General features: G+C 65.3%; 11 protein-coding genes. 3 read left to right on the forward strand and 8 right to left on the reverse strand.

Annotated elements, in window-relative coordinates; genetic code table 11:
• Positions 1-70 precede the first annotated feature (70 nt).
• On the reverse strand, positions 71-580 hold the full coding sequence (locus EV641_RS22160) for a DUF402 domain-containing protein (protein ID WP_054715657.1): 510 nt from the start codon (positions 578-580) through the stop codon (positions 71-73).
• Positions 581-673: 93 nt separating this feature from the next.
• On the opposite strand from EV641_RS22160, the gene uvrB reads away from it, so the two are divergent.
• The 3 genes from uvrB to EV641_RS22175 all read left to right on the forward strand — a co-directional run bounded on the left by uvrB (position 674) and on the right by EV641_RS22175 (position 4,406).
• Positions 674-2,833, forward strand: a complete 2,160-nt coding sequence (gene uvrB / locus EV641_RS22165; RefSeq protein ID WP_054715665.1) for an excinuclease ABC subunit UvrB — start codon at positions 674-676, stop codon at positions 2,831-2,833.
• 89 nt (positions 2,834-2,922) lie between these two features.
• On the forward strand, positions 2,923-3,795 hold the full coding sequence (locus EV641_RS22170; RefSeq protein ID WP_132474574.1) for a hypothetical protein: 873 nt from the start codon (positions 2,923-2,925) through the stop codon (positions 3,793-3,795).
• Between the two features lie 158 nt (positions 3,796-3,953).
• Positions 3,954-4,406: a universal stress protein gene (locus tag EV641_RS22175; RefSeq protein WP_054715656.1), complete on the forward strand. Its 453-nt coding sequence runs from the start codon at positions 3,954-3,956 to the stop codon at positions 4,404-4,406.
• Position 4,407: 1 nt separating this feature from the next.
• On the opposite strand, the gene EV641_RS22180 is transcribed toward EV641_RS22175, so the two are convergent.
• From EV641_RS22180 to EV641_RS22205, 7 genes are all read right to left on the reverse strand, one after another.
• Complete coding sequence (locus EV641_RS22180; protein WP_241997402.1) at positions 4,408-4,782, reverse strand: DUF732 domain-containing protein; 375 nt, start codon at positions 4,780-4,782, stop codon at positions 4,408-4,410.
• A gap of 50 nt (positions 4,783-4,832) precedes the next feature.
• Entirely contained in the window at positions 4,833-7,193 is a 2,361-nt protein-coding gene (locus EV641_RS22185) for an ATP-binding domain-containing protein (protein ID WP_132474576.1), read from the reverse strand.
• A gap of 132 nt (positions 7,194-7,325) precedes the next feature.
• On the reverse strand, positions 7,326-8,351 hold the full coding sequence (locus EV641_RS22190; protein WP_199233353.1) for a DoxX family membrane protein: 1,026 nt from the start codon (positions 8,349-8,351) through the stop codon (positions 7,326-7,328).
• A 307-nt stretch (positions 8,352-8,658) separates the two neighbouring features.
• Positions 8,659-9,075: a TIGR03667 family PPOX class F420-dependent oxidoreductase gene (locus EV641_RS22195; protein WP_054713657.1), complete on the reverse strand. Its 417-nt coding sequence runs from the start codon at positions 9,073-9,075 to the stop codon at positions 8,659-8,661.
• 79 nt (positions 9,076-9,154) lie between these two features.
• On the reverse strand, positions 9,155-10,321 hold the full coding sequence (locus EV641_RS22200; protein ID WP_054713655.1) for a N(5)-(carboxyethyl)ornithine synthase: 1,167 nt from the start codon (positions 10,319-10,321) through the stop codon (positions 9,155-9,157).
• A gap of 46 nt (positions 10,322-10,367) precedes the next feature.
• Positions 10,368-10,502, reverse strand: a complete 135-nt coding sequence (locus EV641_RS30195; RefSeq protein ID WP_277874517.1) for a hypothetical protein — start codon at positions 10,500-10,502, stop codon at positions 10,368-10,370.
• A gap of 100 nt (positions 10,503-10,602) precedes the next feature.
• Entirely contained in the window at positions 10,603-11,292 is a 690-nt protein-coding gene (locus EV641_RS22205; RefSeq protein WP_054713654.1) for an MBL fold metallo-hydrolase, read from the reverse strand.
• Between the last annotated feature and the right edge of the window lie 43 nt (positions 11,293-11,335).

The following is an 11,335-nucleotide window of genomic DNA, read 5'->3' on the forward strand; positions in this document are numbered from 1 at the left end:
TTCGACGTGGTCAACCCGATATCTCCGCAGGAAATGCGAGCGAATCGTTCGTCGTCCGTCCCGAATTGTCTCAACGCCATTCGACGGGAAAACCCTGGGACGCGAGCCAAGCGTCGAGGTCGTGACTGTGGGAGGCGATTCCGTCGACCGCAGTGAGGGCGGTGGCCACCGCCCGTTCCGCGTCGTCGGTATCGAGCACCCCGGCAGCCACCGCTGCGAACAACTCGTCGATGTCCTCGACTCGGGTGCCGCGGCCCGTCGAGACCACCAGGTCGAGGTAGTGATCGCGAGAGTGCCATATGTCGCCGTCGCGCCAGAAGATCCCGACGTCGACGTAGCGGTCCTGGTCGCGTTCGTGTCCCGGCCGGAAGTGGAAGATCGATGCGCGCAGATGAAGGGACGGCAGCAACCAGGATTCGAGGTAGTCGAACTGGGGATGATCTGCGGGCCGGCCCATGTACAGACCCCACGGGAGCACTCGGAAGTGCTCGACCGGTCGCACCATTCCCTTCGGATCCGTGTTGGTCCGGGCGGTCACGTCGAATCGTTCCACCTTGATCGGATGAAGACGGTGCGGCATGAGGGCACGCTACCGCGATCCAGTGCTGCGAGTACCGAGACGGTCGGCTCGGAGGAGCGGGGGATTTCGGTGGCAGCGCCTACCCTGGATCGCATGGCGTTCGCAAGCGAGCATCCGGTTGTTGCCCATTCCGAGTTCCGCCCGGTCGGTGAGATCGAGCGCACCGACGCACGCTTCGAAGTCGTCAGCGAGTTCGAACCCGCGGGCGATCAGCCCGCCGCCATCGACGAACTCGAGCGCCGCCTGAAGTCTGGCGAGAAGGACACCGTCCTGCTCGGTGCCACCGGCACCGGTAAGTCCGCGACCACCGCGTGGCTGATCGAGCGGGTCCAGCGACCCACGCTGGTGATGGCACCGAACAAAACCCTCGCCGCGCAGCTTGCCAACGAGTTGCGCGAGATGCTTCCCAACAACGCCGTCGAATACTTCGTCTCCTACTACGACTATTACCAACCCGAGGCATACATCGCGCAGACCGACACCTACATCGAGAAGGACTCGTCCATCAACGACGATGTCGAGAGACTGCGGCACTCCGCCACCTCTGCCCTGCTTTCACGTCGCGACGTCGTGGTCGTCGCATCCGTCTCGTGCATCTACGGACTCGGCACACCGCAGTCCTATCTCGACCGATCGGTGCAACTGGAGGTCGGCGTCGAAGTGCCACGCGACGCTCTTCTACGCCTGCTGGTCGACGTGCAATACACCCGCAACGACATGGCCTTCACACGTGGCTCTTTCCGCGTGAAGGGCGATACCGTCGACATCATCCCTGCATACGAGGAACTCGCCGTCCGCATCGAGTTCTTCGGCGACGAGATCGACGCCCTCTACTATCTGCATCCACTCACCGGCGACGTGATTCGCAAGGTCGACTCGCTGCGCATCTTTCCGGCAACGCACTACGTGGCGGGTCCCGAACGTATGGAACGCGCCGTGAACTCGATCGAATCGGAACTCGAGGAACGCCTCGCCGATCTCGAGAACCGCGGAAAGCTCCTCGAGGCGCAACGGCTTCGGATGCGCACCCAATACGATCTCGAGATGATCCGTCAGGTGGGCTTCTGTTCGGGCATCGAGAACTATTCGAGGCATATCGACGGGCGCGGGGCCGGATCGGCGCCCGCCACACTCATCGACTACTTCCCGGAAGACTTCCTGCTCGTCATCGACGAGTCCCACGTGACAGTGCCGCAGATCGGCGCGATGTACGAGGGCGACATGTCGCGCAAGCGGAACCTCGTCGAATTCGGCTTCCGGCTGCCGTCGGCCGTCGACAACCGTCCCCTGACCTGGGAAGAATTCTCCGGCCGGATCGGTCAGACCGTGTATCTGTCGGCGACCCCCGGCGACTACGAACTCGGGCAGGCCGGCGGCGAGTTCGTCGAACAGGTCATCCGGCCCACCGGGCTCGTCGACCCGAAGGTCGTCGTCAAACCCACGAAGGGGCAGATCGACGATCTGCTCCACGAGATCCGCGGGCGGGTCGAGCGCGACGAACGCGTTCTCGTGACCACTTTGACGAAGAAGATGGCCGAGGACCTCACCGACTACCTTCTCGAACTCGGGGTCCGCGTTCGGTACCTGCACTCCGATATCGACACCCTGCGCCGCGTCGAACTGCTCCGTCAGCTTCGTCTCGGGGAGTACGACGTCCTCATCGGTATCAACCTCCTGCGTGAGGGTCTCGACCTCCCCGAGGTGTCGCTTGTAGCGATCCTCGATGCCGACAAGGAAGGGTTCCTGCGCTCGACCCGGTCGTTGATCCAGACGATCGGTCGTGCGGCCCGCAACGTCTCCGGCGAAGTCCACATGTACGCCGACAAGATCACCGACTCGATGGCACGCGCCATCGAGGAGACCGAACGTCGCCGTGAGAAGCAGATCGCGTACAACGTCGAGCGTGGAATCGACCCGCAGCCGCTGCGCAAGAAGATCGCGGACATCCTCGACCAGGTCTACGAGGAGGCCGAGGACTCGGAGAAGATCGAGGTGGGCGGTTCGGGTCGCAACGCGAGCCGCGGGCGTCGAGCCCAGGGCGAATCCGGTCGGGGCGGTAGTGCAGGTGTCGTCGAGGGACGCGACCCGAAATCGATGCCCCGCGCGGAACTCGCCGACCTCGTACAGCAACTGACCGATCAGATGATGCAGGCCGCCCGCGACCTGCAGTTCGAACTCGCCGCGCGCCTGCGTGACGAGATCTCGGATCTGAAGAAGGAGCTGCGCGGTATGGACGCCGCCGGGCTCCAGTAGGCGGATTCAGGATCGGGTGCCGCAGGGCCTGGTCGTGTCCGCACACACACGCCTGATGTCGCCCTGCGGTTGCCGTAATGTCCCCGTACATGGATTCCGCTGCCGCCGGTCGCGCCGCCCGCGCCCTCGATCTACTTCATTCCTTCACGTATTTCGCTCCGGAAGTGCATTCGGAACTGGGGGAACTCGGTCTCGAGGGCGCCGCGATGAAGTACGTCGCGTCGCGGGTCGCGCCGATGGGCAAGGTCGGGCCAGGCGTCGCGACCGCGACGTTCTACAACTTCGCGCCGCGTCTGATCGAGGCGGCATTGCCTGCCGCGTGGGAGATCGCCACACCCTCTGAAGTGTATGAGGCTCGCGTCCGTGGAGTCGATGCGGCGATGACTCGGTGGCTCGGAGCAGACGTCATTGCTTCACCGGAGATGGCGGAGGCTGCGGAACTGGCCGCGACCGTCGCACGGTCGATTCCTGGCGTCGACGGTCGGGCACTCTTTGCGGGATACACCGATCAACCGTGGCCCGAGGCGCCACACCTGGTTTTCTGGCACGCATTGACCCTTCTCCGCGAATACCGCGGGGACGGGCACGTCGCAGCGTTGCAGGGTGCCGGCCTCTCGGGGCTCGATGCGCTCGTCACGCACACCGCGAGCAGGATCGGGTTCAGCGCGGAATTCGCGAAGGCGAACAGGGGTTGGACCACCGACGAATGGGACGAGGCCGAGACCGCATTGCGCGCGGGAGGGCTGATCAACCGTGCCGGCGAACTGACCGGCGACGGATTCGAAGTGCGCGAACTGGTCGAGGATCTCACCGACGATCTCGCAGTCGGGCCGTGGGCTGCGGCAGGGGAGGAGACGGTCGAGAGGCTGCTCGACCTCGCAGTGCCGTGGCGCGACACGCTCGCCGACGGTGGACCACTCCCCGGCAGGATGTTCGGACCGCGTTTCGGTGACGCGAGGTAACACACACAGTGGTGGTCGATGAGGTGTCCACCCCAAACGTCCCATCAGTACCGCCGCGACCGCTAGTGTCTTTGCCAGCATCAGGTGTGGGGGATCGCCTGTTCGATCCGTCGCCACCGATCGGCCACCGCGCCGACACATCATCGATGGAGGACTGAATGACCGCTTACCGGACCATTGTCGTCGGCACCGACGGCTCGGAGTCGTCGTACCGCGCCGTGGAGAAGGCTGCCGCACTCGCCTCGGACGCCGGTGCCAAACTGGTGATCGCGTGCGCGTACTACCCGGCGGATGCCCGCGACACCGCCCAGGCGGCCGACGTCCTCCGCGACGAGGCATACCAGGTCACGGGGTCGGCGCCGACCTACGACATCCTCCGTACCGCCCGGGAGAAGGCGACCGTGGCGGGCGCGAAGGACATCGTCGAGCGTCCCATCGTGGGTGCTCCCGTCGATTCCCTGCTGACTCTCATCGGAGAGGTCGAGGCAGACCTCGTCGTCATCGGCAATCGCGGACTCAACACCCTGACCGGCCGGCTCCTCGGGTCGGTGCCGTCGGACGTGGCCCGCAAGTCCACCTCCGACGTGCTGATCGTGCACACGGTGCGCTGAGTCAGCAGAACTCCTCGCGTGCGACCACGATGAAATGCCGGGCGGCATCGTCGCCCGGCATCATCGTGTCCGAGACCGTCGTGGCGTACGCCGCGATCGGCCGGACCGCCTCGATCATCTCCTCCTCCTGAGCACCGGCCGCCAGTCGGCTGCACAGGCCCCGACCCACCGCGAGCAGTGTCTCGTCGGGCACCCCCGCAGCCAACCCCGAGTCGGCCAACGCGTTCTTGAATCGCATCGCGTGCGAATCGAGCAACGGCGCCTTCTGCTCCGGGCGAGCAGTCGTCGAGGTCGTCGCCGCGACCATCGACTGTTCCACGGTGGCGGTGCCGGAGGCACACGACCCCGCCGCGGCGACGGCCCCGACCAGCACCATCGTTCGCACTGCCCGACGGCCGGACCTCCGGCTGGGCAACCACCCGCGGGTCAGCACGGCGCCGGATTCCCCGTCGCTTCGCTCGCCCCGAGCGGGGTCGCAAGTCCCCTGAGTACCTGCGGAAGCGGTGCGGTGTGGAGGACGCAGAGGCGCTGGGTCGCGCGCGTCAACGCCACATACAGGTCGTTGAGTCCGCGCGGCGACGCTTCCCGGATCTCCTCCGGTTCGACGAGCACCACTGAATCGAACTCGAGTCCCTTCACGTCCTTGACGGTCGTCACCCGCACCGATTCCGATTCCAGATGCGCCCATTCGTGCACCAGGCGCGGTGGAACGATCACCGCGGTGAGGCCTGGGCCGATCTCGGCATCGACGACCTCACGGACCGCATCGACGAGCTGATCGTCATCGATCTGTCGCGCCCACGGCTCGAAACCGGAGTCGCGCACCGAGCGAGGTGGCACCTGCTCGGGATCGATCTCGGCGAGCACATCGTGCGCGATCCTCATGATCTCGGCGGGCGTCCTATAGTTGACCGTCAGTTCTGCCTTGCGCCAACGGTTCTTCACGTACGGCTCGAGGATCCGTTGCCACGACGAGGTTCCGGCAGGGGCACCCGTTTGCGCAGTGTCTCCCACCAGGGTCATCCACCGGTTCGGGATCCGGCGCATCAGCATGCGCCACGCCATGTCCGACAGCTCCTGCGCCTCATCGACGATCATGTGCCCGTACGTCCAAGTACGGTCACCTGCAGCCCGTTCGGCCGTGGTCCGGTACTGCTTCATGTCCTGCCGCTCGGCGAGTTGCGACGCATCGATCAGGTCGTACGCCATCAACAGCTCGGGATCGAGGTCGTCTTCCAGATCCTGCGGTGCGGATCCGGTGAGGATGTCCAGGGCGCCCTGGGCATCGGCGATCTGCTTGCGCCACCGCTTGGCGGCACCTTCGCGTTCTGCCGCGTCGTCGATGCCCAGCAGCTCGGCGAGCTCGTCGAGCAATGGTGCATCCGCGGCGCTGAAACCGGCGTGCGGGCCTGGTCGATGCAGGGTGTCGATCTGGCCGTCGGTGAGGTTCGGTGCTGCGGTTGCCAGGCGCTCTTTCGACGCCAGCAGATCCGACAGCACCCGCTGCGGTGACAGCGTGGGCCACAACGAGTCGATCGCGGCCACGATGTCGGCATCCGCCCGCATCTCCGAGCGGATGTCGTCGATGTCGTCGCGGCTCAGGAGATTTCCGCCGTTGACGAGATCGGCGCCGATGATCTCCGCCATCTGGTCGGCAAGCGCTTCGATGACACCGGACACGAAGATCGGCCGTGCCAGGTTGTGCGGGCGACGTGACGACCGCGCGCGGCCACGGGCGCGGGTGACCATCTTGCGGTCGAGCGTGAGCCGGTAGGTGTCGAAGGCGATGGGCACCGGCTTCGACGGCACCTCCTGGCGGTCGCGCACCGCCTTCTTCAAGATGTCCACCATGCCGAGGGACCCCTTGATCTCACCGGCCTCGAAGTCGTCGTCGAGCGTGGCAGTCACTCCAGGGTAGAGATCGCCGACAGTGGACAGCAGCACGCCCGTTTCACCCAGCGACGGCAGCACCTGGCCGATGTAGTCGAGGAACGTCGAGTTGGGTCCGACGATGAGCACGCCGCTCTTCGCCAGTTGTTTGCGATAGGTGTAGAGCAGATAGGCGGCTCGGTGCAGAGCGACCGCGGTCTTGCCGGTGCCGGGTCCGCCCTGCACCACGAGCACGCTCTTGTGCTCGGAGCGGATGATCGCGTCCTGCTCCGACTGGATCGTCGCGACGATGTCGTGCATCTGCCCGGTGCGGGCTGCATTGAGGGCGTCGAGGAGCGCGGACTCTCCGGCGACGCCCCCTGCGGAGCCGACGTTCGCGTGCTCCCGTGCGGTGTCGAGGTCGAGATACTCGTCGTTGAGGGCCGTCACGGTGCGGTTACGGCTGCGGATATGGCGGCGTAGCACCACTCCGTCGGGTGCTGCGGGTGTGGCCAGATAGAACGGCCGGGCGAGGGGAGCACGCCAGTCGAGCAGCAGCGATTCGTAGTCGTTGTCCTCGTCGAGGATGCCGATGCGTCCGATGTACCGGGCCTCAGTGCGGTTGCCGTCGGTGTCCGGGTCGTCGGTGTGTTCGGTTTCACGGACGTCGTCACGGACATCGACGCGGCCGAAGCACAGTCCGTGTTCGGCCGCGTCGTACTTGGCGAGGTCCTCGGTGTACATCTGGGTGAACGATTCGCGTTCGCTGCGTGCCTGGGGCGTGCCGCCCGTTTCCAGCAGTACCCGCTTCAAGCGCGTCTGGGTGTACTCACGCAGTTCGTCGAGGTGCGTATACAGCGTCGACAGGTAGCGCTGCTCGTGCTCGAGGTCGGGATGGGGCGCGCCATCATCCGGCACATGAACTCCTCGGGTTGGAACGATTCGAACGCGCAGGCACGTCGAGGAAAGTGTCCAAGGAGTCTAGTTCGGCCGGGGCCGCTGTGCAGAAATCAGGCGCATCCGCCGATGTGTCCGATAAGACCCGGGCCCCTACCGGAGCTTCTTCTCGAGTTCCTTCTCGGCCTTCGCCCGTGCCTTCGCCGCCTTCTTCCCAGCTTTCTCCGCGCGTGCCCGGGCCTGCTGCGCGTTCTCGAGTGCCTTCGCATTCAGTTCCGAGGACCGTTCTTCGGCCAGGTGTGCCAGCTCGGTCCCTCGATCAAGGGTGGTCTCCCACCACTTCGAGCCGCGTCGACGCGCAACCTCGGCGTACTCGGGGGCGCGGTTCCGGGCACGTTCGAGGAGTTCGGTGCTGCGTTCCTTTGCGGTGTCCGTGAGTTCGGGGGCGTGCTCCTTGGCTGCGTCGAGCAACTCGGTGCCGCGGTCGCGCGCGACCGCGGCCAGTTCGGGTCCGCGTTCACGGGCGACCTCGAGGATCTCCGTGCCGCGGTCGCGTGCGACCTCGGCGAATTCGGGTGCCCGTTCCTTGGCCTTCCCGAGAAGGGTGCTGCCCTGCTGGCTTGCCTCGTCGGTGAGGGATTTCACGCGTTCGGAGACGGTGTGCAGGGCGTCGCCGGTCGCGTGATCCGACGTCGATCCGGGCAAGGCTGCCACCACGGCTTCCTGTGCGTGGCGTGCCGCGCGTCGGCCTCGCCATCCGAGGGACGGCTTGCCTTCGGTGTCGACGGATGCGAGCAGTAATCCGCCGAGCAGTCCGACATTCTTGAGGAACTGTGTGCGGTGCTGGGCGCGCGCGGCGGGATCGTCGTAGTTCCAGAAGTCGTGGCCGGCCACGGTGGTCGGTACCACCGTCCCGGCCAGTGCGAGGGCCGAGATCCGCGGCCATTTACCGATCGCAAGAAGCGCGCCGGCACCGACCTGCACTGCGGCGTTGATCTGCACCAGCGTCTCCGGATTGCTGGGTAGCCGGTCGGTGACCGAATCGGGTGCGACGCCGATCATCTGGTCCAACCCGGTCTGGGCCGCGGCGGCCTTGGGCGCGGGATTTCGCAGGGCGTCGATTCCCCCTGCGATGAAGATGGACGCGAGCATCGGACGAGCAATCCTTCGGACGATCATGTGCAGCCTCTTTCTCCGCTGTCGCTGTGTGTTCAGACCCTGCCACGTGTACCCGAATCGGACCCGAAATATGCGAGATCTTCGCGCAGACTTGATCAGGAAGAGAATTCGGGCGAGACGGAACTCATCGATATACCGAAGGTCTTCCTTCCGTCGAGCTGTTCTCAGGAACTCCGGCCGGACCGCCGCGTATCGCCCCCGCGAGTCCTCTCGCACGCATCAGCGCCGCTCACCGAAGCCCGGACGGCCGCTTTGTTCACCGACGGAGGCGGACCCGGGAGAGCCCCACCTCCGTCGACGTGAACAGCTACCAGCCCCGGAATCGCTCAGGTGTGAACCGGATCGGCACCGCGTAGTCGGCGCGGAAGCTTTCCGGGGTCATGCCGAGGGACTCGATATCGCGGTCGTACTTGGCGACGAAGCGGTCCCACTCGGCAGCATCGACGGCAGTATCGGCTTCAGCACTGGCGGTGAACACCGCCACCTGGCCGCCATGGGTGTCGCTGTTGAGATTCAAGCTCACACGCGGTTGACCAGCGATGTTGCGCAGCTTGGCTGTGCCGGGCTGAGAGAACATCAGGACGGTGCCGTCGGACCAGAGGAACCAGACCGGCGTCGGTACCGGGGACCCGTGTTGATCGACGGTGGTGAGCCAGACGACTCGCTCCCCGTCGAGGCGGTCGGTGACGGACGTGGGAATGGACGGTGTCGCAGTCCGGGGCATGGTGCTGTCCTTTCGTCGAGGCAGTGCCGTGAGGTGCAACACAGGCGACGGCCCCGATCTTCCGGAATGCGGTGTCCCTCTACCGTGGCTCGGACGAACTCGTGGTGTGTGCAGTCATCTCGTGGGGGTACTCGGCCGAGCGCTGCTGGAATGCGGTGATACTCGGATTCCGGATCACCCCGTCGCGGATCTCGATCGCACGCGCGATGGTCTGATCGTCGAGCCAGGCATCCGGCCCGTAGAGAACTGTCCGTATGTGGGGGAGCAGCGCCTCACTGATTTCCCAGGTCGCGGAATTCCACAGATACGACGGACTGTGGTCGACGGCGTAGTAGTGAACGTGATTGCCGACCATGAATGTCGGTTCGGTGAAAGACGTGGGCCGCGCCCAGCTGAAACCCATGCCGGCATCACAGGAAACATCGACGATCAAGCTGCCCGACCTGAAGGCCGGCAGATCGTCCTCGACCAGGAACATCAGCGGGTCGGCGGTGTCCTGTAATACGCAGTTCACGACGATGTCGTTCTCCGCAAGGTATGGGGCCAAGGGCACCTTACCGTCATCGGTGAGCGCGTAACTTCGATGCGGATCGGTGGCGTCGTGCTCGAATCGGACGATTCGCGCCGAGTGGATCGGAGATCCGACCGCGGCCACATCGCGGTTGGTGAGCACCCGGACGTCGTCGACTCCGTGCGCGTTCAGTGCGGTGATCGCGCCACGCGCGGTCGCGCCGAACCCGATCACCACCGCACGTAGCCGCCGTCCGTAGTCGCCGGTGGTGCCGATCGTCTGCAGGGCGTGTATCACCGAGCTGTAACCGGCGAGCTCATTGTTCTTGTGGAACACATGCAGCCCGAAACTTCCGTCGCTGCGCCAGTGGTTCATCGCTTCGAACGCGATGAGAGTCAGGCGGCGATCGATCGCCAGTTGCGTCACTTCGGCGTCCTGGACACAGTGCGGCCACCCCCACACCGTGTGCCCCTCGCGGAACTCCTCGAGGTCACTTGCCTGGAGCTTGGGGAGAGCGATCACATCGCACTCGGCGATCAGTCGGTCTCGGGAGCGGAAGCCCGCGATGAACGGTTCCAGCTCGGAATCGGACACGCCGAACGGCTCACCGTACCCCGGCTCGAGGAAGATGTGCCCGCGCAGATCGTCGTCGATCCGATGGAAGTGACCTGGATGGATCGGCAGACGGCGCTCGTTCTTCTTCCGAGAATGCGCCAAGACACCGAGATCAAGCATATGTAGTTGTGCTCCTGCAGGATTGGGGGACAGTGGGCGGGCCGCGTCAGCGCTTCTTGACGTGGGCGACGATCTCGGGGTCCGCGTTGGTGCCTGTTCGGGACTTCTTGTCGGCGCGCTTTTCCTTCAGCGACTTGCCGGACTTCTTGGACATGGAACTACGAGGAGATTTGTCGGCCATGCTGCCACCCTCAATTGAGGACCTGAACGGTCCTGATGCCCTGACAGTACGGCATCCTCGGCGTGATTCACGCCTCACCTCGTGTAGGGGCCTCTCGGCATCACCAGCCGCGCTCGCGCCACTCCTGAAGATGTGGACGCTCGGCACCGAGCGTGGTGTCCTTGCCGTGGCCGGGATAGATCACCGTCTCGTCACTGAACCGCCCGAAGAGCTTCGTCTCGACGTCATCGAGCAACGATGTGAACTTCTCGTTGTCCGCGGTCTTTCCGATACCGCCGGGAAACAGGCAGTCACCGGTGAAGACATGGTGCTGTCCGGTGCCGTCCTCCTCGAGCACGAGGGCGATCGAGCCGGGGGTGTGCCCGGACAGGTGCAGGACCTCGAGGCTCAGCTCGCCGATCCGGACGGTGTCGCCTTCTTCGAGAAGGTGCTGCGGGGTCACGGGCAAAGGTTCGGCGTCGAGCGGATGCGCGGCGGTCGGTGCCTCGGTCGCGGCAGCGACCTGCTCGAGTCCCTGCCAGTGGTCCCAGTGCTGGTGTGTGGTGACGATGAGCTCGAGGTTCGGCGCGTGCTCGGCGAGATAGGGCACGAGCAGGTCCGGTTCGTTGGCCGCGTCGATGAACAGCGACTTGCCCGTCGCCGTGTCGGTGATGAGGTAAGTGTTGTTGTCCATCTGGCCGACCGAGAGCTTGACGATGGTGGCGCCGGGAATCGTGCGGCGCTGCGCGGGACCGCCGGGGGAGACCGCGCCGGTGTAGTGGTCGTCGATGATGAGGGGCTGCTGCGTCATGTGCCGCACGTTACCGCTGTGGCGCATCGTCCGAGGTGGAGTG

It is taken from the genome of Rhodococcus sp. SMB37 (assembly GCF_004345605.1).
In the GTDB taxonomy this organism is placed as follows: domain Bacteria; phylum Actinomycetota; class Actinomycetes; order Mycobacteriales; family Mycobacteriaceae; genus Rhodococcus.

What these genes read in the sequence shown, in the direction of transcription:
- EV641_RS22160 (WP_054715657.1), bottom strand. Translation starts at nt 580, where the DNA reads ATGCCGCACCGTCTTCATCCGATCAAGGTGGAACGATTCGACGTGACC.
- EV641_RS22170 (WP_132474574.1), top strand. Translation starts at nt 2,923, where the DNA reads ATGGATTCCGCTGCCGCCGGTCGCGCCGCCCGCGCCCTCGATCTACTT.
- EV641_RS22190 (WP_199233353.1), bottom strand. Translation starts at nt 8,351, where the DNA reads ATGATCGTCCGAAGGATTGCTCGTCCGATGCTCGCGTCCATCTTCATC.
- uvrB (WP_054715665.1), top strand. Translation starts at nt 674, where the DNA reads ATGGCGTTCGCAAGCGAGCATCCGGTTGTTGCCCATTCCGAGTTCCGC.
- EV641_RS30195 (WP_277874517.1), bottom strand. Translation starts at nt 10,502, where the DNA reads ATGGCCGACAAATCTCCTCGTAGTTCCATGTCCAAGAAGTCCGGCAAG.
- EV641_RS22205 (WP_054713654.1), bottom strand. Translation starts at nt 11,292, where the DNA reads ATGACGCAGCAGCCCCTCATCATCGACGACCACTACACCGGCGCGGTC.
- EV641_RS22175 (WP_054715656.1), top strand. Translation starts at nt 3,954, where the DNA reads ATGACCGCTTACCGGACCATTGTCGTCGGCACCGACGGCTCGGAGTCG.
- EV641_RS22180 (WP_241997402.1), bottom strand. Translation starts at nt 4,782, where the DNA reads ATGGTGCTGGTCGGGGCCGTCGCCGCGGCGGGGTCGTGTGCCTCCGGC.
- EV641_RS22200 (WP_054713655.1), bottom strand. Translation starts at nt 10,321, where the DNA reads ATGCTTGATCTCGGTGTCTTGGCGCATTCTCGGAAGAAGAACGAGCGC.
- EV641_RS22195 (WP_054713657.1), bottom strand. Translation starts at nt 9,075, where the DNA reads ATGCCCCGGACTGCGACACCGTCCATTCCCACGTCCGTCACCGACCGC.